The sequence below is a fragment of the Maribacter stanieri genome, from assembly GCF_900112245.1.
Taxonomy (GTDB): domain Bacteria; phylum Bacteroidota; class Bacteroidia; order Flavobacteriales; family Flavobacteriaceae; genus Maribacter; species Maribacter stanieri.
Window position 1 is genome coordinate 1,238,851 of sequence record NZ_FOYX01000001.1, and the last position, 24,029, is coordinate 1,262,879.

19 protein-coding genes are annotated in these 24,029 nt (G+C 35.3%); 4 read left to right on the plus strand and 15 right to left on the minus strand.

Annotated elements, in window-relative coordinates; all coding sequences use genetic code 11:
- Window positions 1-38 precede the first annotated feature (38 nt).
- From BM296_RS05385 to metG, 3 genes are read right to left on the minus strand one after another with little or no spacing between them, the layout of a single operon-like run.
- Window positions 39-941 (minus strand): histone deacetylase family protein, encoded by a 903-nt coding sequence (locus BM296_RS05385; RefSeq protein ID WP_027065200.1) that lies wholly within the window; start codon window positions 939-941, stop codon window positions 39-41.
- Window positions 942-949: 8 nt separating this feature from the next.
- A complete protein-coding gene (locus BM296_RS05390) occupies window positions 950-3,091 on the minus strand; it encodes a Tex family protein (protein ID WP_036145746.1) in 2,142 nt (713 codons plus the stop codon).
- Window positions 3,092-3,119: 28 nt separating this feature from the next.
- Window positions 3,120-5,198 carry a methionine--tRNA ligase gene (metG, locus tag BM296_RS05395; protein ID WP_036145745.1) on the minus strand — a complete coding sequence of 693 codons (2,079 nt, stop codon included), beginning with the start codon at window positions 5,196-5,198 and terminating at the stop codon, window positions 3,120-3,122.
- 192 nt (window positions 5,199-5,390) lie between these two features.
- Here metG and BM296_RS05400 point away from each other — a divergent pair, with 192 nt between their 5' ends.
- Window positions 5,391-5,570 (plus strand): hypothetical protein, encoded by a 180-nt coding sequence (locus BM296_RS05400; protein ID WP_027065197.1) that lies wholly within the window; start codon window positions 5,391-5,393, stop codon window positions 5,568-5,570.
- A gap of 57 nt (window positions 5,571-5,627) precedes the next feature.
- On the opposite strand, the gene BM296_RS05405 is transcribed toward BM296_RS05400, so the two are convergent.
- Both BM296_RS05405 and BM296_RS05410 read right to left on the minus strand, forming a co-directional pair.
- Window positions 5,628-7,331: a DUF1501 domain-containing protein gene (locus BM296_RS05405; RefSeq protein WP_091901962.1), complete on the minus strand. Its 1,704-nt coding sequence runs from the start codon at window positions 7,329-7,331 to the stop codon at window positions 5,628-5,630.
- Window positions 7,332-7,342: 11 nt separating this feature from the next.
- On the minus strand, window positions 7,343-8,836 hold the full coding sequence (locus BM296_RS05410) for a DUF1800 domain-containing protein (RefSeq protein ID WP_027065195.1): 1,494 nt from the start codon (window positions 8,834-8,836) through the stop codon (window positions 7,343-7,345).
- Window positions 8,837-9,022: 186 nt separating this feature from the next.
- Between BM296_RS05410 and BM296_RS05415 the strand changes: the two genes are divergently transcribed.
- Together BM296_RS05415 and BM296_RS05420 are read left to right on the plus strand one after the other, a co-directional pair.
- Entirely contained in the window at window positions 9,023-9,382 is a 360-nt protein-coding gene (locus BM296_RS05415) for a YraN family protein (protein WP_027065194.1), read from the plus strand.
- 88 nt (window positions 9,383-9,470) lie between these two features.
- Window positions 9,471-10,130 (plus strand): aspartate kinase, encoded by a 660-nt coding sequence (locus BM296_RS05420; RefSeq protein WP_027065193.1) that lies wholly within the window; start codon window positions 9,471-9,473, stop codon window positions 10,128-10,130.
- Here BM296_RS05420 and BM296_RS05425 read toward each other — a convergent pair.
- From BM296_RS05425 to mfd, 7 genes are all read right to left on the minus strand, one after another.
- Complete coding sequence (locus tag BM296_RS05425) at window positions 10,127-11,446, minus strand: TlpA disulfide reductase family protein (RefSeq protein ID WP_027065192.1); 1,320 nt, start codon at window positions 11,444-11,446, stop codon at window positions 10,127-10,129. The genes BM296_RS05420 and BM296_RS05425 overlap by 4 nt on opposite strands.
- A 166-nt stretch (window positions 11,447-11,612) precedes the next feature.
- On the minus strand, window positions 11,613-11,954 hold the full coding sequence (locus BM296_RS05430; RefSeq protein ID WP_091901964.1) for a tellurite resistance TerB family protein: 342 nt from the start codon (window positions 11,952-11,954) through the stop codon (window positions 11,613-11,615).
- Complete coding sequence (locus BM296_RS05435; protein ID WP_027065191.1) at window positions 11,954-12,283, minus strand: hypothetical protein; 330 nt, start codon at window positions 12,281-12,283, stop codon at window positions 11,954-11,956. Before BM296_RS05435 ends, BM296_RS05430 begins: the two co-directional genes overlap by 1 nt.
- 101 nt (window positions 12,284-12,384) lie before the next feature.
- The gene (locus BM296_RS05440; protein ID WP_027065190.1) at window positions 12,385-13,647 is read right to left on the minus strand and encodes a serine hydrolase domain-containing protein; all 1,263 of its coding nucleotides are present in this window, start codon (window positions 13,645-13,647) and stop codon (window positions 12,385-12,387) included.
- A gap of 65 nt (window positions 13,648-13,712) precedes the next feature.
- A complete protein-coding gene (gene yiaK / locus BM296_RS05445) occupies window positions 13,713-14,720 on the minus strand; it encodes a 3-dehydro-L-gulonate 2-dehydrogenase (RefSeq protein ID WP_218157864.1) in 1,008 nt (335 codons plus the stop codon).
- 59 nt (window positions 14,721-14,779) lie between these two features.
- Window positions 14,780-15,115, minus strand: coding sequence for a TerB family tellurite resistance protein (locus tag BM296_RS05450; protein WP_036145743.1), 336 nt, complete (start codon window positions 15,113-15,115; stop codon window positions 14,780-14,782).
- Between the two features lies 1 nt (window position 15,116).
- A complete protein-coding gene (gene mfd / locus BM296_RS05455; protein ID WP_091901966.1) occupies window positions 15,117-18,485 on the minus strand; it encodes a transcription-repair coupling factor in 3,369 nt (1,122 codons plus the stop codon).
- 125 nt (window positions 18,486-18,610) lie between these two features.
- On the opposite strand from mfd, the gene BM296_RS05460 reads away from it, so the two are divergent.
- Complete coding sequence (locus BM296_RS05460; protein WP_091901968.1) at window positions 18,611-19,960, plus strand: dihydrolipoyl dehydrogenase family protein; 1,350 nt, start codon at window positions 18,611-18,613, stop codon at window positions 19,958-19,960.
- On the opposite strand, the gene BM296_RS05465 is transcribed toward BM296_RS05460, so the two are convergent.
- The 3 genes from BM296_RS05465 to BM296_RS05475 are packed head-to-tail and all read right to left on the minus strand — an operon-like array spanning window position 19,957 to window position 23,976.
- The gene (locus tag BM296_RS05465) at window positions 19,957-20,760 is read right to left on the minus strand and encodes a TspO-related membrane protein (protein WP_091901970.1); all 804 of its coding nucleotides are present in this window, start codon (window positions 20,758-20,760) and stop codon (window positions 19,957-19,959) included. The two genes, BM296_RS05460 and BM296_RS05465, sit on opposite strands and share 4 nt — an antisense overlap.
- A gap of 58 nt (window positions 20,761-20,818) precedes the next feature.
- Window positions 20,819-21,490 (minus strand): ligase-associated DNA damage response endonuclease PdeM, encoded by a 672-nt coding sequence (pdeM, locus tag BM296_RS05470; protein WP_091901972.1) that lies wholly within the window; start codon window positions 21,488-21,490, stop codon window positions 20,819-20,821.
- 14 nt (window positions 21,491-21,504) lie between these two features.
- Window positions 21,505-23,976, minus strand: a complete 2,472-nt coding sequence (locus BM296_RS05475; RefSeq protein ID WP_091901973.1) for a ligase-associated DNA damage response DEXH box helicase — start codon at window positions 23,974-23,976, stop codon at window positions 21,505-21,507.
- Between the last annotated feature and the right edge of the window lie 53 nt (window positions 23,977-24,029).

Consider the following 24,029-nt stretch of genomic DNA (forward strand, 5'->3'; position numbering starts at 1 on the left):
TTAACGAACCAATAACTACTATTATTTTCAATGGGTAATTAAAAATAAACAGATTGAGCAAGTCTAAATGTATTTGAATGCGCTTCTACAATAACCTTTATATCTGCCGAATAACCACCGCCCATACTGCATTGTACAGGTATAGAATGTTCTTTACAGGTATTTAGTACAAATTCATCACGTTTTTTACATCCATTTAAAGTGAGGCTAAGTGTACCTAATTTATCACTTTCAAGAACATCAACGCCACATAAATAAAAGATGAAATCTGGCTGTAGGTTCTCTATTAATTTAGGTAAGTTATCTTTTAAAATGGATAGATAGATGGCGTCATCGGTTCCTTTGGGTAAAGGTATATCCAAATCTGACTGTTCCTTTTTAAATGGGTAATTACCTGCTCCATGCATTGAAAATGTAAATACAGAATCATCATTTTTAAAAATTTCTGCGGTGCCATTACCTTGGTGTACGTCTAAATCAACAATAAGCACTTTTTTAGCGAGTCCTTTGTTTATTAAGTATTTTGCGCCAATGGCTTGGTCGTTTAGCATGCAAAAAGCTTCACCATGGTCACTATATGCATGGTGAGTTCCTCCGGCAATATTCATAGAAATACCATACTCTAAAGCGTATTCAGATCCTTTTATGGTTCCATCTGCAATTATACGCTCTCGTTCAACTAAATCTTCTGAAAGTGGAAAACCTATTTTTCGAGCCATTTTTGGCGAAATCATGATATTCAACAAATCGTAGAAATATTCAGGGTCATGAACTGCTACTATATGTTTATCATTGGGGATCTCAGGCTCAAAAAAATTGGCTTCTGTACAAGTGCCTTCATGTATTAATTGCTGTGGTAACAATTCATACTTCATCATCGGGAAACGATGCCCTTCTGGTAATGGATGTTTATATATAGGATGATAGGCTATTTTTAGCATCACCTGAATTATTTATGTAGTTTCAATTGAATTCTCTTTCGGGAAACATCAACTTCTAAAACTTTTACAATAATTTGTTGATGAAGATGCACATGTTCATTTACATCTTTTACAAAAGAATCTGATAGGTTAGATACATGAATTAATCCGCTTTCTTTAATACCTATATCTACAAAGCATCCAAAATTGGTAATATTGTTTACAATACCAGGTAATAACTGCCCACTATGTAAGTCGGTAATAGATTTAATGTTTTGGTCAAATGTGAAAACCTTGGCTTTTTCACGACGGTCTAATCCTGGTTTTTCAAGTTCTGCACGTATGTCTTCTAGAGTGGGCAAACCAACATCTGTTGTACAATACTTCTGTAATTCTATCTCTTTAAGGACAGTCTTATTACCTATCAAAGATAGAATTTCTGTGCCAGTATCTTTCGCCATTTGCTTGACAATACCATAACTTTCTGGGTGTACGGCAGAATCATCTAACGGATTTTCAGCATCTTTAATACGTAAAAAAGCCGCCCCTTGTTCATATGCTTTTCCGCCTAAACGAGGTACATCCATTATTTCTTTTCTACTTTTAAATGCACCTTTTTCTTTTCTTTGGGCAACTATATTTTCCGCTAATTTTGGACCAATACCAGAAACGTAACTTAACAGGGGAACACTAGCGGTATTAATATTTACGCCAACGGAATTTACACAACTTTCAACAACGGTATCTAGTGAAGTTTTCAATTTGGTTTGGTCGACATCATGTTGGTACTGCCCAACACCAATAGATTTTGGGTCAATTTTCACTAGTTCTGCAAGTGGGTCAGCCAAGCGTCGACCAATAGAAACTGCACCACGTACTGTTACATCGTAATTAGGAAATTCATCCCTAGCTATTTTTGATGCTGAATAGATAGAAGCTCCTGCTTCACTCACAATAAAAACTTCTACAGGAGTATTGAATATTACTTTCTTTACAATCTGTTCTGTTTCTCTTGAAGCCGTTCCATTACCAATAGCTATAGCTTCAATTTTATAAGCATTTGCTAATGAGCTTAATTTTTTTATAGCCCCGCCAACATCATTTTGTGGTGCATGTGGATATATAGTTTCATTATGTATTAAATTTCCTTGGGCATCCAAACAAACTACCTTACAACCCGTTCTAAAGCCAGGGTCAATGGCAAGAATTCGCTTTTCACCTAATGGTGCTCCAAGTAATAATTGTCTTAAATTGTTTGAGAAAACACCAATGGCATCATCATCTGCTTTTTCTTTGGCAGCTTTTAGTAGTTCGTTAGATAAAGAAGGAAACAATAGTCTTTTGTATGCGTCTGCAATTGCTAACTCAATTTGCTTTCCGCATGCATTATTAGATTTTATAATTCTATTTTCAATACGATCCAATAATCTTTCGTCGTCTAGCTCAATTTTAACCCGGATAAATTTTTCTGATTCGGCACGTAAAATGGCAAGTAATCGGTGAGACGGACATTTATTTAAAGGCTCGCTCCACTCAAAATAATCGCGGAATTTCTGTGCCTTTTCATCATCTTTTTTAGTACCTATTACTTTTGTACTAATAATGGCAAATCTTGCTAATTGTGATCTTATGGAACTTCTTACATCTGTACGTTCATTAATCCATTCAGAAATAATGTGTCTAGCACCTTCTAAGGCATCATCTTCATTTTCTACCTCTTTGCTTAGGTATTTAGATGCCGTAAATTCTATGTCATCATTGCGCTGCGCCATAATGATTTTTGCCAATGGCTCTAATCCATTTTTACGCGCAACCTCTGCTTTGGTCTTTTTGCTTTTTTTGAATGGGAGGTATAAATCTTCTAACTGGGTAAGATCTTCAGAATTATTGAACTTTTGTTTTAGCTCAGCCGTTAAGACGCCTTGTTCGTCAACAGCCTTTATAATGGCTTTTTTTCTCTTTTCTAATGCTTCAAACTGTTCTTTAAATTGAACGATAGCACCAACTTGTACTTCATCTAAATTACCAGTTCTTTCTTTACGATACCTAGAAATGAAAGGTATGGTACAATCGGCATTTAAAAGCTCAATAGTATTTTGAATTCCCTTCTCTGGTAGTTGGGTGTGCTTGAGTATATAGCCAACAATTTGGGCCGAGTCCAATTTTGCCATGTGTATTGTAATATTTTTAGAGGGGGATTTAGTTTATTCCTTCCCCGTTGCCAACACTATCTTCATCAGGATTAACGAACACTAATTTTCCATCAGCATTTTCAGTCATTAAAATCATGCCCTCACTATCAACACCACGAAGTGCACGAGGAGCTAGGTTGACAAGTACAGTAACTTTTTTGCCTACAATTTCTTCCGGAGTAAAACTTTCCGCAATTCCAGATACAATAGTTCTAACATCTAAGCCCGTATCAACTTTTAGAACTAAAAGCTTTTTGGCCTTAGCCATTTTTTCGGCTTCTATAATAGTACCCACACGCATATCTAGTTTAGAAAAATCGTCGAATGTAATGGTATCCTTTTGTGGCATTAGTTTTTTATTTTCGTTTTCATTAGCCTTTTTAGTGGCTTCCAATTTATCTAATTGAGTTTGTATTTCACTATCCTCAATTTTTCTAAATAATAGCTCTGCTTGATTTATTTGATGGTCGGCAGTTAGTAAGTTGCTATTTGTTGCAACATCGTTCCAATCAAAACCTTTGTCTGCGCTTTGCGCTATGTTTAATATATTTTTAAGTTTACTAGATGTAAATGGTAAGAAAGGCTCACTTAAAACAGCTAAGCCTGCCGCTATTTGCAAAGCAACGTTCATAATCGTTTTTACACGTTCCTCATCTACTTTTATCACTTTCCATGGCTCTGCATCGGCTAAGTATTTATTACCTAAACGAGCCAAATTCATTAATTCTTGACCTGCTTCTCTAAAACGATAGCGCTCAATAGAACTGGAAATTATATCTGGGTATTTGCCTAATTGTTCTAATGTTTCGGTATCTACATCAGATAAAGTTCCTGCTGCAGGTACTTTTCCATCATAATACTTATTAGTTAACACAACTACTCGGTTAATGAAATTACCTAATATAGCTACTAGTTCATTATTATTTCTAGCTTGAAAATCTTTCCAAGTAAAATCGTTATCCTTGGTTTCTGGTGCATTTGCAGTTAAGGTATAACGCAATGAATCTTGCATTTCTGGAAAATCCACTAAATACTCGTGTAACCAAACTGCCCAGTTTTTAGATGTAGATAGTTTATTTCCTTCTAGGTTTAAAAACTCATTTGCCGGTACGTTTTCTGGTAAAATGTAACTTCCTTCTGCCTTCAGCATAGATGGAAATATAATACAATGAAAAACAATATTATCCTTACCAATAAAATGAACCAGTTTTGTGCTTTCGTCTTTCCAGTATGGTTCCCAATCTTTTCCTTCGCGGGCTGCCCATTCTTTGGTAGATGAAATATAACCTATAGGTGCATCGAACCAAACATATAATACTTTGCCTTCGCCACCCTCTACAGGTACTGGTATTCCCCAATCTAAATCCCTAGTTACAGCTCTTGGTTCTAATCCGCCATCAATCCATGATTTACATTGACCGTAAACGTTAGGTTTCCAATCGTCTTTATGTCCTTTTAGAATCCAATCGGTTAAAAATTCCTCATATCTATCTAAAGGTAAAAACCAGTGTTTTGTTTCTTTAGTTGTTGGTACGGTTCCGGTTATAGTTGATTTCGGATTTATTAAATCTGTCGCATTTAAACTAGACCCACAATTTTCACATTGATCTCCGTACGCCTCTTCATTACCACATTTAGGGCATGTGCCTATTACAAAACGGTCAGCCAAAAACTGTTGTGCTTCTTCATCATATAATTGTGCCGTAGTTTCTTCAATAAAATCTCCTTTATCATAAAGATTTATAAAGAATTCTGAAGCCGTATCATGATGTACTTGTGCAGAGGTTCTTGAATAATTGTCGAACGTTATACCGAAATCCACAAAAGACTGCTTAATAATTGCATGATATTTATCGATAATATCTTTAGGGGTTACGCCTTCTTTTTTTGCTTTCATTGAAATGGCAACACCATGTTCATCGCTACCACAAACAAAGGCAACGTCTTTACCTGTTAATCTTAGGTAACGAGCGTAAATATCTGCTGGCACGTAAACGCCGGCTAAATGACCAATATGAATTGGGCCATTTGTGTATGGTAATGCAGCAGTAATCGTATATCTAGAAGGTGATTTAATATCGGACATCAAAATAAATTAAGCTACAAAAATACTGAATTTGAAGTGAGAATTACTAATTACTTAAGATTAGTAGTAAGCTACTAGATGAAAATTATAACCGTGTCTAACTATGTCGTTCATGGATATTTTATACTAAAAACATTTAGAATCTGTTATAATGTAAGAAAATACCTATTTATAAACTAAAACATAGATGTTATGGCTGTTGGTAATTCAAGAAAGTTAAAGCTTGATGAAAGCTTAGAGAAATTTAATGCAGGAATAGAAGATGCACAAACAAGTAAAGAAGATGTTGTGCGGCTTTACAAAGACAAGAACCATAGAGTAAAAAAAGAGTTGCGGTTTGAGTCCAAAATGAACAAATCGAAATTGGCATAAAATAAAAAGCCCTATTCAATTTAATTGAATAGGGCTTTTTACATAGTGGGAAACAGATTAAACTACCATCACTGATTTACTCATTTTTTGGTTTTGTACATTAATACGATAAATGTACTTTCCTGTAGATAGTTGTTCGGGCATGCGCTCTCGTATATTTATTTCGGTAGAACCTTCAAACATCATTTCGTTAAAAACGGTGCCTAGTTTCTGACCAAGAATATTAAAAAGTTGAATGTCTACATGTGCCGAAAATGGCATTTCTAAGTAGATATGTGGTGTACTGTCCGTTGGATAAAATGGTTTGTGAACAACGGCATTCAATAAATCTGGATTAAAAGGTGTTTCAGCTTCTTCTCCAGGTGGTACTGGTGGTGTAACCTCACCATCACTGTACACTATATCTGGAAATGCTTCGCCACTACAGCTAAAACCTAAATCTACTGGTACATATGGTTTATAATTCAATAAATGTGCTTCTACCAAGGGTACATCTACACAAAGCCATTCTGCAAGAACAGTAGCATAGAGATCTCTAAAATCCATTGTGTATTCTAAATTACCTCTACCATCTGGGTCATCTAGTGTTGGGTGGTCGCCAACAAAGGCACTACCATTTAAACCGGATCCAAAAAATAAGGTTGGCGTAGCTTTACCATGATCCGTACCATTTGATCCATTCTCGAAAATACGTCTACCAAATTCTGAAAAAGTCATACTCAATACTTTATCATCTTGTTGGGTAAAGGCTAAATCTTCATAGAAATTATTTACCGCTACAGATAAATTAGTCATTAGTTGAGCGTGAGCTTGCGGTTGATTACCATGAGTGTCAAAACCACCCATAGAAATCATAAAGACTTTTGTCCCTAAATTTCCTTTTATCAATCTGGCAATAAGTGCCAATTGACGTGCAAAGCTATTTTCTTGATATTCTACTTGATTTTGTCCACGTGTGTAAGCATCATGTATTACACCAGAATATTCATACGTAGTATTTGCAACCCCTCTTAAAAACTTAAGTTGGTCGCCATACATACAATCATTAAATAAGGTCTCTTCTAAACCGTAAACGACTCCAGATTCCGCTATTTCCTCTAATTGATCAATGTTTGAGGTAACAAATGCATAATTGGTTTCATCTCCTTGAAATACCAAACTTCCAAACTGACCAATTTGAATGGCAGCAGGCGCCGCTGGTGGATTTATCAAATAATCTGGGTACATATTTTCAAAATGTCTACCCATCCAGCCAGTGTTTAAACCACTAAATCCTGTAGTTTCTATATCTGTATTGGCAAAAATATCTGAACCTGTAAAGTGCGATAAACTTTGTCCTTCATAACCTACACCGTGTACCGCTTTAAATTGACCTTCTTCCCACATAGGTGCTAAAGAATTCATGTAAGATGGAACCCCAAACTCATCGGTCAATTTTAAAACCTTACTTTCTGGGATGTAGATATTAGGTCTGGCATTGGCATAACTATCATATTGTTCAATAGGAATAACAGTACTTAGTCCGTCATTACCTCCAGAAAGGCGAATTAGAATTAAAATATTGTCTGTTTCAGCACCTGCGATAGCCGCCGATAGTGGTGATGGCGCAGAAGCTGATAACATGTTAGAACCTAGCATCATTGAGCCTGATCCAGCAATTCCCATTGCTTGTAAAAAAGAGCGTCTGCTCCATGTTTTATGTTCATCATCATGACCTTCATGTTGAAGACCTTTAAATGGGGAGTGGTGTGTATTGCACATAGCAGTAGGTGTTATTTTAATTGAAACTCTGGTTGTCTAGCTAAATATTGAAATAGGAGGTATACTTGAAAAGGACCTTGTTGCCAAGTGGCCAACGTCCAAGATTCTTGATTACCACCTTCATAGTAGACATCCTCTACATCGCTTCTAAATATGGTGAATGCTTTATTGTATTCTTCTTCGTTTAGAAGTCCTTTGGGGAGAATAAAATCTATAATAAGTCTTGCAACATCATCAGGATTTGAACTGGTTAAACCGGCATTTCCTGAAATTTCTAGACCTAGTGTTCTAAACTGCTCATTGTCGGCCATATAGAATTCCTCTAAAATGCTTTCAATGGTAAGCCATCGCCCAATCATAAAATTGGTATTGATCCAAGACCTGTTTCTTTGCCAACCGGCAACATCAAAAGGTTCAAATATTTCTTGACTTAATAATGCGCTATAATTTACCATTTCGGCAACATTGGTATCTGTATAGCTAAATCCTGATTCGTTTAGTGTATTAAAATAGAAATCTATAGGGCTCTTTATAATTACGCCGATAGCCTCATCGTCAAAAAAGTGTTGACTTTTAAAAAGAAGTCTTAATACCGGTGCCAACTCAAAATTATTAGAAACAAATGTAGCAGCTAAACCATCAATGATCAACTGTGCATTATTTGCTTCGTCTTTTGAATCTGGGTGTACAAAGAACTCATACAATTTACGGCAGATGAATTCTGCAATTTCTGGTGCTCTTTGTTCAAAGAGAATATTTATAACATCGTCATAACCCCAGTTACCAGTTTGTCCTAAAATAGTTTTAGTACTGCCATCATGTTTAGTTGGGTCAAAAGCAACTGGAGAACATCCAATTTCACCACGTTCTACATAGCCACTTAGAGCTTTTGCGGTCTCAATGATATCTTCTTCAGTATAGCCGTTGCCTTCACCAAGTGTAAAGAGCTCATAAAGTTCACGGCCATAATTTTCATTAGGATTGTTACCATTATTGTAAACACCATCTAAGTAATATAACATGGCATTCGTTAACCCAATTTCACTGGTAAAGGTTTTGAAATTGCCCAAAGCGTTACGTTGTAAGCAATCTATGTATTCGTATAAATAAGAGTTACAGTTATATACGTCTAATTCCGTAACAAAATGATTGCTCCAGAAAAAGCTTAATCTATCACGTAAATTGTTATTCAACAAGCCATTGGCATACGCCAATTGAAACTCAGATTTCTGCTCTCTTTTTAATTGATTGCTAGCATCGCTATCTGTTGGGTAATTGGCATTGGTCCAATTTGCCCAAGCAGGAGTAGCTATTCCTGGCATGCTTAAGGCTTCATCAACCAAGCTATCTACCAACGCAGCGGCAGATTGACCGGTAGCCTGGTTTATGGTGGCGACAGAGGCACTAAATCCTAATCGTCTGTATAAATGTGATGCTCTTAGCTGATCTAGATTAGCTGTATACGGAGCAAGAGTAGAAGTATTACAATTAATGAAATATTCCATATCTTAAAATAGGCGTTTGTATTACGTTCGTAGAGTTGGGGCTTCTATGCTAAACGTCTCGAAATTTGGTATAGTATTTAAAACTATCTATTTTCGATAATCAGAAGTCAAATAACGAGATTTATTGGTAAAAAGGCGTTAAAATTCCAATATTTTCGATGAATTGCACAATCCACAAACAACATCATGGGAAAACACAATGAATTTGGAAAAGAAGGGGAACAGATAGCGGTTGATTTTCTCAAAAAGAACGGATATACAATTACATATAAAAATTATAGATACCTGCAGGCCGAAATTGATATTATAGCACGAAAGGGTGATATTTTGGCGATTGTTGAAGTTCGTTCAAGAAGTTCAGATTTTATAGAGAATATAGCTGAAACGGTTACCGTTAAAAAAATTAAACTATTGGTTATGGCGGCAGACCACTATATAACAGATAATAATCTTGATGTTGAAGTGCGTTTTGATATTATTACCATCCTCAAAAATAAGAGTAAATTTGAGTTAGAACATTTAGAATCTGCCTTTTATCATTTCTGAGTAATCTACTAAAAGAGTAGATTTATTAAAAAACATTTTGTTTTATTTGTAACAAGTTGTTATATTTGCACAACAACCATACAGTAAAATGAAAACAATATCATCAGTCGTTGAAGAGTACATTAAGAAAAAGCCATTTTTACAAAGTGCTCTAGCACAGGGTATCATCAATCTTACATCACTATCTAGGATAGTAAAACCAGAGATTGAGCATGAATTAGGTAAAGACATTCGTAATGGTGCAATCGTTATGGCATTGAAACGCCTATCTGATGATCTTGAATTTAGGGCAACCCATAAAATTTTAAAAGTTCTAAAAAATATAGGAGAGATAACTGTGCGTTCTTCACTAACGGATTATACTTTTTTAGCTTCGGATAAAATATTGGTACATCAAGCTAAATTGCTAGAAGAAATCAATAATAATCAAGATGTTTTTTATACTTCTAGCCGTGGTGTAAATGAGATTAACATTGTAATAAGCAATGTGATGGATAAAACAGTTGAAAAACTGTTCAAGGATGAAAAATGCACTCAAAAAGCAGAAGAGCTTTCTTCTATTACGGTAAAGTTACCTGCTGAGAATGTTTCTGTACCTGGTATCTATTACTTTATCTTTCAAAGATTAGCTTGGGAAGGTATTGTGCTTTACGAAGTAATATCTACAACTAATGAGTTTACCATTTTAGTAAATGACGAACAAGTAGATATGGCCTTTAAAACAATAAAGGATTTAAAATCTCTTTAGTTTTCTAGAAATTCTACTACTTCTTTATCAGATTCAGGTTTAGCTAAGAATCTTTTCTCACTGTCAAGAATAAAATAGGTAGGTGTGCTTTGAATGCCAAAAGTTTGTGCATAATCGCTCTCCCATCTGCCTAAAGCGATGGCGTGATTAAATGCCGGTAAAGTAGCAGATACTTTTTTCCAGTTAATGTTGTCATCTTCTAAGCCAACAGCTATTATTTTAAGGCCTTCGTAATCTTTCAATTCTTTATGAAGTTGAGGAAGTTCTTTAAGACAATGAGAACAGGTACTGCTCCAAAAAACAAGCAAATAATTTTCAGCTTTCTCCATGGTCAAAAGTGAGTGTTTTTTGCCATTTGCTTCCCAGGTAATATCTGGGGATACAGCGCCTATTCTTAATCTAGATGCTATCTCAATCTCATCGACTAATTTTTGATTGTCATTAGCAAGTGCCGATTTCTTTAAATGGTTCTTGAAAATAAAATCTTGTACTGAGCCCATTTCATTGACCTCAGCAATTTTCCATAATTGATGAAGCGCCTTAACTTGAAATCCGTTAGGTGTGGTTTTAATGAAATCTGCAGTAGTTCTAATGTTTTTGTTAATTTCAATTTCTAGCTGCTCTTTTGTTTTAATGTCAGCAGGAAGTGCAGAGAAAACATAGCTAGCGAACTTATCGGTTAAGAAATTAGACCCTTGTAAAATAGGATCATTGATGTTTAGATTATCGAAATGATGCTGCTTCTTGTTTTTTAGAAAAGTTTCTAAATTTTCGAATTCAGTGGGTATGTAACTTCTATTTGCTTTAATAAATTTATGTGCTATGCTACTAGCATGTTCTTCTTCAAAATTGGTTTGTATCGTTTTTAGTTCTTTTAAAATTGCCCCATATTCTTTTTTAGAATCATTACCGGTCTCATAATATTCTAACAATCTATCTTGTGCTGCGGTTATTTTAGAAAAATATTCATGATACCATTTATTTTCTTCTGAATTAGTAATTGTCAATCCATTTTGAAGATTGAAATTAAATTTCACATCTTCTTTTTTATTGTAAATAACATCAATATAAAACTCATCTTGTGGTACGGCATATACTAATCTATACATACCCGCTTGTGCCGTAGCTGGCATTTCTAGTGTAAAAGAACCTTCTTTTATAGCAGTATCAGTACTATAGCGTTCCCCGTTTGGTGTTAACTCATATGCTATAAGCCATTTAAAATCTTTTGGAGGAGAAAAATTTCCTGAGATTGATCCTTGTGCTAATATATTTAGGGAGGTAAGTAAAAGGCAAAAACTAGTTATAACTTTCATGATGATGTAAAAACAATTATCGGACCAACATTGATAGAATCGTTCAAAAATTTTGGCTATTCTAATTCTGAAATTCCTTATTCATTAGTATTGGAGTGAAGTATATACTTTTCAATGAATAAAAGTAATAATCAAGAGGCAAATGAGGGCTTTAATTCTGAAAAGGTTATGATAATTCTTTTTCAATTCCCATGTGACTTAGTGCTTCAGATATTTTAATAAGTTCCTTTTCATGAACATAACCATCAGAAATGGCCACATCATCTAATAATTTAGCTAACTCTTTTTTCTTAGGTAAAGACATTAGTTTAATAATATTGAATGCTTTGTCTTTATCTAGATTACGAGCTTGACCTACAAAGAAACTATCAAAAGTAAAACGCTCCATTAATTGCGTAAGAAATCGCATTTCTGCCGGTGCCACTTTGCTATCGGCTAGAATAACGTAATCAACCATTTTCACGACGGCTAATTTCTCTTCTTTTGTAAAATCTATTATACTACTCATTACTCTGTTTCTTCTCCTAATCCAATGTTTATGAATGTTTCTATGATAAGATCCATTTCTTTTTTATGGACAGCTCCATCTGCAATTGCAACTTCATCTAGAATATCTGCCAAAGCTTTCTTTTGTTCGTGCGGTAAATTGTAAAGTGTAACTATTGCATTGTCATAATCTAGCAACTTTGCGCGCTCTAAGAATGCGTCGTCAAAACCAATTGTACTTTTTAGTTTGTTCAATGTTTCTAACTCAGCCGGGTGAACTTTACCATCTGCCTTTATAACTTCATAAATCATCTTAACAAAGGCTGCTTTTACAAACTCTTCAAACTCCATGCTTTTTATTTTGGAGTTGAAAGATAAGGAAAAGGACAGTACTTTTAAATAACTCTTTAAATGAGTTTCTCTGCAATATTAAAAATTAACAGCTAAAATCATTAAAATGGGTATGGACCATAAACTGCATCTCTAAATTGTTTGTGCAAACCTATTTGATCATATGGAAATAACTGTACAAACATAACGGCAGTTAACTCATTTACCGGGTCGACCCAAAATAAAGTAGAGGCAGCTCCATCCCAATAAAATTCACCTACTACACCATGGTTTTCTTCTGGAGTTTTTGGTGGTGCTACACGAACGGCAAAGTCAATACCAAATCCTACCTGCCCTTTAGTTGGTAACCATGAACGTTCTGTAATACTATCTGCCAATTGGTTGGTAGCCATTAATTTTATAGTTTCAGGTTTAAGAATTTGCACAGTATCTAAACTACCTTCGTGTACAAGCATTTGGGCAAAACGCATATAATTATCTAAAGTAGAAGTAAGACCAGAACCGCCACGTGTTAATGGCCAATGTACTGTATAATTGCTGTATGTTATTGTGTCTTGTACTAATACACCTTCATCTTTTCTAATGTATAGTTTGGCGAACCGGTCTCTATCTTCTTCAGGAATATAATATCTGGTCTCGTTCATCTCAAGAGGACTTAGCAGATGTTTTTGTACATATTCGCCATAAGGTTTTCCGGAAATTCTTTCAACCAGTAAAGCTTGCACATCTACACTTGGTCCATATTCCCATTGAGTACCAGGCTGAAACCATAAAGGAACTTCTCCCATTTTTTTTCCCATTTGGGTAAGGGTGTTTTCTCGGTTCATTGCGTCTGCATCCTTAAATAACTTGCTTAAGCCAGGTATGTCATCTCTATTTGGGAAACCTGCAGTATGTCTTGTAATATCTCTAATAGTTATTTCTCTATGTAACGGTTCGGTTAACACATTTCCTTTAGCATCTACCCCTGTGTAAACGGTCATGTTTGCAAATTCAGGAATATACTTAGAAATTGGTTCGTCTAACTTAAATTTACCTTCTTCATATAGAGTCATCAAAGCAGTGCCTGTAATTGGCTTAGTCATAGAATAGATTTGAACAATCGTATTCCTGTCCATCAGTTTATTTGCAGCAATGTCTGCGTAACCAAATGCATTGTAATATACTTCTTCTCCTTTTTCGAATATTAGTGCAGAAACACCAGCTATGTTTTTTGCATCTACAAAACTTTTAAGAACAGAATCTATTCGAGCTTTTGCAGTTGTTGTAATTATTTCTGGTTCTACAACGGCCTCTTTTTTTGCAGATTCTTTGCATGAGGTTACAATTAAAAGTAGCGTAAAGTAATAAAGTAATTTTTTCATGATTGTTAGGTTGATATGAGTGTTTTGAAAGTACGAAAATAAAATAAGCGAGTTTAAGTCTAGTTTTACAATTGAAGTACTTGTTCCCATATTTTAGAATTTACCATCATGCCTTCTTTTTGATTTTTTAATCTAGTAGAGAGGGTTCGTTCTCCTGGGTAAAAGGTTTTATTACCCATTTTCATTGGTGGACCATCATGGGTGAATTGGATAATCTCGTTCAATAAGTTTTCTTGGATTTCGGCATCTGAAAAAGTTGATGGGTCTATACACATAAACACCTGTGATAATGCGGCCTCATTTTTTTTCAGTCCAATTTTATAAGTAGAATTACCCGCAGAAAGTAAAGTTGCCAGCATATCTAAAATCATAGAAAGGGCAGATCCTTTCCAATATCCTACAGGTAATGCTCTACCAGAATTCATAATGTCTTTAGGATTCTTACTCAATTGATTATTCGAATCCCATCCACCATTAAAAGGAAGCTCTTCGTTTTTTAAATCTAAACTTTGCATTTTCCCGAATGAAAATTGAGATAATGCCATGTCTAATACTACATGTCCTTCTTTTCTAGGTATGGAAATCACTAAGGGATTATTACCAATTCTATTTTCTTGACCGCCCCACGCTGGCATATTGGGAATTGTATTGGTGAACATAATAGAAATGCAACCTTGTTCTGCAGCTCGCCAACCGTAGGTGCCACCACGCATCCAATGATTAGTATTTCTAAGCGCAACTAAACCCATACCATTTGCCTTTGCCAAATCAATTGCTCTATCGGTACATTTTAAGGCATTTAATATCCCTGAGCCTAAGTTTCCATCCCAGCGTTCTATACTGCCCATAGAAGTTACTTTACTTGCTATAGCATCTATATCTATTAAACCTTTGTTGATGTAGTCTATAAAAACTGGAACTCTATTAATACCATGCGAGTAAATACCATCTATGCTACTTTCTGTGTGAATTTTAGCAAGTGTTTCTGCTTGTACTTTAGAGAAGGAATATTTAAGGAACAATTTGGATAGAACCAATTTCATTTCCTCAGATGAAACTTTGATTTCGCTCAAAACGATGTATTTATATTAATTACAACCGTAAGATACGCAAGAAGTTTTTGCTTTAAAACTTAAATGGACTTATGCTTTTTTGAAATACCAATTTCCGAAAAAACGTGTCTAATTATATTGTTTTCTTTTTCATGATAATGACCATCTGAAACTGCGACATCCTCTAAAATTTCAGCCAACTTGCATTTCTTCTCTTCAGACATGTCTTTTAAAATATTCGTGCTTTGTTCAATATCAATAGCACGTGCCTGAATCATAAAATTACTATCAAAATCTATTACCGACATTAATTTGCTTAAAGCGTTAATCTCGCCTTTATGAACTTCACCATCAGCTACAATTACAGAATCTATTAAATGGACCATTGCCAGTTTTTCTGATATTTCAAATTCCATATTACGCATTTGTTTTTTCTTTTGTTTCAAACGGCTTTAAAGCCAAATATGCTCTATCGGCAGAATGTATGCCTTCAAAAACTAATAATAACCTTAACCCATTGCGGGTCTTTTTTTCTTTAATCTTACATTGCTGTGCATGAGATTGTACATATTGCAATACTCTAGTAAAAGTTGATGTCTGGTAAAATTCTGATTGTTGGTCGCTTATAAAGTACCCAATCATTTTCCCTTGTTTCATCACAATTTTCTCTAAACCAATACTGTTCGCTATCCATTTTATGCGAACAGAGTTTAGTAAATCTTGTGCTTCATCAGGCAATTCCCCAAAACGATCTACGAGTTGTGCTTCAAATTTTTGAAGTGCTTCTTCATCCTTTACTTGGTTAAGATTGGTGTATAAGGTAAGCCTTTCTGTAATATTGTTAATATAATCATCTGGAAAAAGCAATTCAAAGTCAGAATCTATCTGGGTTTCTTTGACGAAAACCTTTTCATGTTTGCCTTCTACTTCTTCATAAAGGTCCTTGAATTCATTCTCTTTTAACTCGTCAATTGCTTCTGCCAATATTTTTTGATAGGTTTCAAAACCAATCTCATTAATAAAGCCACTTTGTTCGCCGCCTAATAAATCTCCGGCACCACGAATTTCTAAATCTTTCATGGCAATATTAAAACCGCTACCTAATTCTGTAAACTGTTCTAGGGCTTCAATACGTTTACGGGCATCACTAGTCATAACTTCGTAAGGCGGAGTAATGAAATAACAGAATGCTTTCTTATTGCCACGACCAACACGACCTCGCATTTGGTGTAAATCGCTCAATCCAAAGTTATTGGCGTTGTTAATGAAAATGGTGTTGGCATTGGTAACATCTAAACCGCTTTCAACTATGGTTGTAGATACTAATACATCAAATTCACTATTCATGAATCCTAGCATTAAAGCTTCTAGCTTCTTGCCTTCCATTTGACCATGTCCTATGCCTACTTTAGCATCGGGCACCAATCTTTGGATCATACCTGCAACTTCTTTAATGTTTTCAATACGATTATGAATAAAGAATATTTGACCACCTCTTTCTATTTCATAACTAACAGCATCTCTAATAGTCTCTTCATTAAAGCGTATAACCTGACTTTCTATTGGATATCTATTTGGCGGAGCTGTTGTAATTGTAGAAAGGTCACGAGCTGCCATTAAACTAAACTGTAATGTACGTGGTATCGGTGTTGCCGTCAATGTAAGTACATCTACATTTTCTTTAATAGATTTTAATTTGTCCTTTACGGCAACTCCAAATTTTTGTTCTTCGTCAACAATTAAAAGCCCTAGGTCTTTAAATTGAACATTCTTGTTCACCAATTGATGTGTGCCAATTATAATATCAACTTTACCCTCACCTAAACGCTGTATAGTATCTTTTTTCTCTTTCGCCGTTCTAAATCGATTCAAATAATCTACCGTTACCGGCATATCTTTTAATCGTTCTACAAATGTACGGTGATGTTGAAATGCCAATATGGTGGTAGGTACTAAGACTGCCACTTGCTTACCATTATCAACAGCCTTAAAAGCTGCGCGGATAGCAATTTCAGTTTTACCAAAACCAACATCGCCACAAATTAAACGATCCATAGGACGCTCACTTTCCATGTCTCTTTTGACATCTTCGGTAGCCGTACTTTGATCAGGGGTGTCTTCGTAAATAAATGATGCTTCTAATTCATTTTGCAAATAACTGTCAGGGTTGTACTGAAACCCTTTTTCTAGTCTTCGTTTTGCATAAATTTTGATAAGATTAAACGCGATTTTCTTAACACGCGATTTGGTCTTTTCCTTTATTTTTTTCCAAGCACCTGAACCTAATTTGTAAATTTTAGGTGGTGCACCATCTTTACCATTGAATTTTGATATTTTGTGTAACGAGTGTATGCTTACGTAAAGGATATCACGCTCGCCATACATCAATTTTATGGCCTCTTGTTTTTTACCTTCTACATCAATTTTTTGGAGTCCGCCGAATTTACCGATACCATGATCTATGTGCGTTACGTAATCACCAATTTCAAGCTTGTTCAATTCCTTTAAAGTAATAGCTTGCTTTTTAGCGTAACCATTCTTCAAATGGAACTTGTGGTATCGTTCAAATATTTGATGATCTGTATAGCAAACTAGTTTTTGTTCATCATCTACAAAACCTTGAAAAAGTGGAAATACAATTATTTGATAGTGTACCTGCTCGTTTACTTCCTCAAAAATATCATGAAAACGCTTGGCTTGCTGCTCACTGGCACAAAATATATAGTTAGTGTACCCTTGATCTTTATAGCCGTTCAGATTTTCAATTAGTAAATCGAACTTTTTATTGAAAGAAGGTTGAGGTTTTGAATGAAACTCAACAAGATGCTCAGCATCTCGTTTTGCATATTGTGTTAATAAAGTGAAGCCAGCAAGTTGTTGCTTAAATTCTGCGCCGCCCATAAATAATTCTTCGGGCTCAGCATGTTTTATGTCTTTAGATAATTTAGTAAAAGCTTCTTTTGCCTTATTAAAAAAATCATCTAATCGGTCGTAAAGTAAGTCGGTGTTTTTTGCAAATACCAATGTATTATTGGCAACGTAGGTTAAAAAACTTTGTCTTTTTTCAATCAAAAACTTATCTGCCATATTCGGCACTATAGTAATTGATTTTACTTTTTCTTTTGATAGTTGCGTCTCAACATCAAAAGTTCTTATACTATCAATTTCATCGCCAAAAAATTCTATTCTATATGGTTCATCATGAGAGAAAGAATAAACATCTACAATACCACCACGTACAGAAAACTCCCCAGGTTCTGTTATGAAATCTACACGTTTAAATTTATATTCAAATAAAATTTCGTTTAAAAAATCTAATGAAAGCGTATCCCCTAATTTCATTTTTAGGGTATTCTTATCCAGTTCTTTTCTAGTTACTACTTTTTCAAAAAGTGCGTCGGGGTAAGTGACGATTACAGCAGGCTTTTTTCTAGAATTTATCCTGTTTAAAACTTCTGCGCGTAATAATACATTCGCATTATCGGTTTCTTCAATTTGATAAGGTCTTCTGTAACTACCAGGGTAGAACAGCACTTTATCTTCACCAATAAGTCTTTCTAAATCATTTAAATAGTAAGCAGCTTCTTCCTTGTCATTAAAAATAGCCAAGAAAGGGCGTGACTCTGTATTAAAGATACTTGAGAGTACAAATGAAAGTGATGATCCTACAAGACCTTTTAATTGAATGTTTTTAGATTCTGAATTTTCAGAATCGGCAATAGTATTTTGCAGTTTCCCTATTTGGGGAGACTGATTGTACCGTTGTTGGATAGAAGAATGACTCAACAGTTTAAAATTTGTGCAAATATAAGCATACCTAAGAAATGGATACGATTCATTATTATCGAATATGGGTTACCTATTGCCCTTAAAAAGTTGCATTTTGGTATTCAGCAAAAAAAGGTAGTGTTATGGATGAGAATGAATTTGATGTTTTTGTAATAGGAAGCGGTATTGCAGGGCAAACTGTTGCCAAAGCTTGTATAGTAGAGGGGATGAAGGTTGCCATTGCCGATAACCGAGAATTTGGCGGTACTTGTGCAAATAGAGGTTGTGATCCTAAAAAGATATTACTTGGTGCCCTAGAGGCTTATGAGTTAAGTGCAAATTTAAAAGGAAAGGGAATAGATAAGGTTGTAAAAGTCAATTGGAAGCAATTACAAAAATTCAAAAGAAAGTTCACCGCTAAGATACCGGCATCTACTGAACAAAATTTAAATGGGAAAGGAATGAAGTTGTTTCACCAATCTCCTGAATTTTTAGATGAGAATACGCTTTTGGTAGAGGGGAAAAAAATTAAAGCCAAGAAAATAATTATTGCCACAGGGCAAATACCACGAAAACTGGAAATTCCCGGAGCCAAACATTTTAAGAATAGTGATGATTTTCTAAATCTTAAAAAATTACCGAAACAAATCGTGTTTGTAGGTGGTGGCTATATTGGGATGGAATTTGCTCATATGGCAGCAAGAGCTGGCGCCGAGGTCACGGTTATAGATACAGGTAAAAGACCTTTGCATGCTTTTGATGCAGATTTGGTAAACGAGCTTAGAAAGTACTCTGAAACACTTGGGATTAATTTCATCTTCAATGCAACACCTACAGTATTGAAAAAGCAACGAAAAAAACTCACGCTAACTTATGAGTTAGAAAGGAGGGAACACACTATTGAAGCCGAAGCATTTTTTAATACCGCTGGTCGTGTACCCGCATTGACAGGTTTAGATTTAGAAAAGGGGAATGTTCAATTTGAAGATAATGGCGTAGCAACAAATGCTTATTTGCAAAGTACTAGTAATTCAAATGTTTATGCTTGCGGAGACGTTTCTGATAAGAATTTACCGCTCACGCCGCTTTCGGGTAGGCAAGGTTATGTTGTTGCCGAAAATATAATTAATGGAAATGATAAAAAATTAGAGGTGCCAGTGATACCGTCTGTGGTATTTACTTCGCCGAACTTGGCTACAGTAGGGTATTCTGAAGATGAAGCACGTAGTCGTTATAAAAATATAAGAGTGAATTTTGAGGTCGCGACCGACTGGTTTAATGCAAAACGAATAAATGCACCATTGTACGCGTACAAAGTGATTATGAACGATAGAACTGGAGAAATTGTGGGTGCACACCTCATAGGGCCTGATGCTGGTGAAACCATCAATATATTTACCATGGCAATAAATAATAAAATGACTGATCGCGATATAAAATCTACTATATTCTCTTATCCATCTTGGGGTAATGATATAAAAAGTATGGTTTAAGATTTCTCTTGTAATCGTTCTTGCAATTTTTTAAACGGACTAGTTTCTCGGTTTTTGAATGCATGAAAAGCAATGGCAATAAAGAGAATAATTGTGCCTGTCATTGCTGAGTAAGCAATATAAATATTTGATTCATTATGTCGTACATAAATGGCGAACAATGCCCAAACACCAACAAGAGCAAATTCGCGCATATTTCTTTTCCATATCATAAGAAGATTAATCACAGTCGCCGCTACAATCATGTTTATCGTCCATGCTTGTTCAGATAGTACTCCGCCGTTCCAATCTAGTTTGCTTAAATATGCAGAAATATTTGCGATGGTAGCTACAGATATCCATCCGCTGTAAAAACAAATGGGCCACCAAACAAATGCGATGACTGATATTGGGGCATCCCAACGCTCCATATTGGTATTTAGAATAATCTTAATCAATGAAAGTAATATTCCAAACATAATAACCACTGAGAGTCCGGTGTAATTGTACATAAAAGCAATTACCCAACAACAGTTTAAAATATTCGCTAAGGCAAACCAATAACCAGTCTGTTCAATAAATTCACTTGGTTTATCACTGAAAAAGGCTCTTTTTACTTGAAATATGCCATAGCCCAACAATGCTAAAAAGATTACACCCCAAATGGCAAATGCATATGCTGCGGGAGTAAACAGATTTTCATACTGTGCGCTCATTTCGCCAATTGTAGTATCGTTTAGCGAAAATGCTTGCGAAATGTAATTTACTATAATGACTAAAATTACAGATGCTAAATTAAGTACTGCTAGTTTCTTTTTCATACGTGTAAAACTATAATGGATATCTTATAAAGTTATGCTCTTTAGCACATTAAACGATCTATTTTCGGTAATTACGTTTCTTTTTCACCTCTTTTATAGGAACGGGCAGCACGGCATCGCCTAAAAGGGCATAAACTTCACAACCATTGCATGGTTCTAAGGTATAAGTACCTGTAAATTCACCAAATGCCGGTACTATCATTTGATGTTCTGTTTTGTAAAAGCAAGGTAACCGTACAGATTGTCTTCCTAGTCCGCTAAGTTTAATAGCTGGATGTATATGTCCTGAAAAGTTGAATAAACCATCTCGTTCTTCTGGGTGATGGGTCAAAAGAAAAGATTCTAATACTAATTCTGGAATTACTTTTATATGTAATTCTTCATATTTCAGTGGAGAAATAATATCGTGATTACCGCTTACTAAAATTATTTCTTGTGGAGTAGCCTTCACCCATTGTTCAAAAAGAAGCCATTCTGTGTTTAATGCAGAATGAAACAAATCGCCTAAAAAAAGTATTGATTTTGGTTTAAAATGATTCACTACCGAGGTTAATGCATCAAAATTTTGCTGCACTGCCTGTTGTGGAACTGCAGCACCGTATTTTCTAAAATGCGAAACTTTACCTAAATGAACATCACTAATCAATAGCATTGATATCTCTACCCAAAAGAGCGCGCCAGAAAAGTGCATTTCAAAAGTTTGATTATGAAGGGTAATTGAATGGGTCATCGATGCAAAATTACCTATTTCTTCATCAACAGTGCAGCCATTTTTTTAATTCGGTCAGCTAATTTTTCACTTGATAGTTTTTCGCGCCCCACACGTTCCGTAATTAAAGGGAAAGAAAATGGTGTGGGTTGCTCACATGCTTTCCAAACAATATCTTGCTTAGCAATACGCTCTAAAGAAAGTCTCAAACGACCTTCTTCCAACTGGTGTTCAAAAGTTTCGGTAAAGGCTTGTTGAAACAATAAATTATCTGGTTCGTAATCTCTAAAAACATCGAACAGTAATTGAGAACTGCTTTGTAAATGCTTCATTTTAATCCCTTTTTTAGGGTAGCCAGTAAATACCATTCCGCTAATAATAGCAACATCCCTAAATCTACGGCGTGCCATTTCGGTGGCATTCAAACTTTTTTGTAAATCATCCAGCATAAAATCTGTGGTAAACAAATCATTATCTAACACTTGTTGAATATCTATGGGCTGATCTGATAAAAGTTCAAAACCATAATCGTTAAACGCTAATGAAAAGGTAACAGGGGATAGTAGGCTAATTCGATACCCTAATAAACTGCCCATGGCTTCATGTACAAATCTACCTTCAAAAGGATAAAAGAGATGATGGTAGCCATCGCGAGTTTTAAAGGTTTCAATTAGAAATTCTGATGGTTTGGGTACTATACTATCTCGTCGTTGTCTGTCAAAAAGAGGTTTCAATGCTCTTATTTCTGCAGATTGATTTTTTATTGGTTCGCCCGAGCTGTACAGTTCATTTCTGAGCAGCTCAGACATTTGTGCAGATAGGGTTAGACGACTTCCCATCCAACTAGAAATTTTATTGGTTTTCTTATTGGAATTTCGCACCTGTACGGTCATTTCTTTAATTCGAATAAACTCTAAATTTCTGCCAGCAAATGTGAATACATCACCTTTGTTAAGTTTAGAAATGAAAAATTCTTCAATAGAACCTATATATCCTCCTTTTTGATACTTTACAGCTAAATTGACATCGCCTACTATGGTGCCAATTTGAAAACGATGCCGCATTGCTACGCCACGATTGTTGACCTTGAATTTTCCGTCTTCTTCAACTTCTACTTTTTTGTATTCGTCGTAGCTCTGTAAACTTTGACTACCCATAACCAAAAAGTTCAATAACCATTGCCATTTATCTTCGGTAAGGGCTTGATAGCAAAAAGTCTGTTTTACTTCTTGGTAAATTTCTTTAGGATAGAATCCGTCTGAAATCGCCAATGTGGTTAAATACTGTAAAAGCACGTCATAACTATTAAGATAGGGCATTCGGTCTTCTACGGTGTTCAACTTTACCGCTTTTTGTAATGCCGATGCTTCTATAAGTTCTATGGCGTGAGTGGGTAGAAAATAAATTACACTTTCTTTACCAGGTCTATGACCGCTACGCCCTGCACGTTGTAAAAAACGGGCAACACCTTTTGGACCTCCTATTTGTACAACTGTTTCAACAGGTGCAAAATCTACTCCCAAGTCTAAACTAGAGGTGCAAACCACAGCTTTTAATTCCTCATTTCTAATGGCATTTTCAACCCAAACTCTTGTCTCTTTATTTATACTGCCATGATGCATTGCCATTTCACCTGCATATTCTGGATGCTTTTCTAAAATTTTCTGAAACCAAATTTCGCACTGACTTCTGGTATTTGTGAACAGCAGGGTGGTTTTGCTATTATTAATAATGGGAATTACCTCTTCTAATAAATGAAGTCCCAAATGACCTCGCCAAGGAAAGGTTTCCATCTTTTTCGGAATAATACTCTTTACGGTTATCTTCTTATTGATATTGGCTTTGATGAGAACGGAGTTTTCTAGAGCTTTAGATTCAATACCCAGTAACACATCTCTGGCTTGTTCTAAATTACCAATGGTTGCAGATATGCCCCAAATTCTTAATTGAGGGGATACATTTTTAAGCCGAGATAAGGCAAGTTCCATTTGTACACCTCGTTTTGTGCCTAATATTTCATGCCATTCATCAACAATTATAGCTGAACAATCTTTGAAAATTTTATCGTACCCCTTTGTAGCCAATAGTAATTGTAGACTTTCTGGAGTGGTGATTAGCAGATCTGGCATTTGCTTTTTTTGCTGTGCCCTTTCCTTTGTAGAAGTATCGCCAGAACGGATGCCTACTGTCATTTGCGTACCTAAATCTAAGGTGATGCGCTCTGCGGATTGTTTTATTTCTTGGGATAATGCACGCAGCGGAGTAATCCAAATTGCCTTTAATCCCTTTTTGTGTTCAGTTTTATAATTAGGATTGTTCTTAATGTAATTCAGTACTATAGGAAACCACAATGCATAGGTTTTACCACTGCCTGTTGGGGCATTTAATAGTCCATTTTTACCCTGTAGAAAAGCCTTCCAAGTATCTTTTTGGAATTTAAAAGGTTTCCAGCTTTGTTCCTGAAACCAATTTTCTGCGATATCGTAAAGTTCTTGTCTTTTTACCATTGCGAGCAAAGCGAAGCAATCTGTTTAATTTATTCTTGAATTTTATTTTTTGT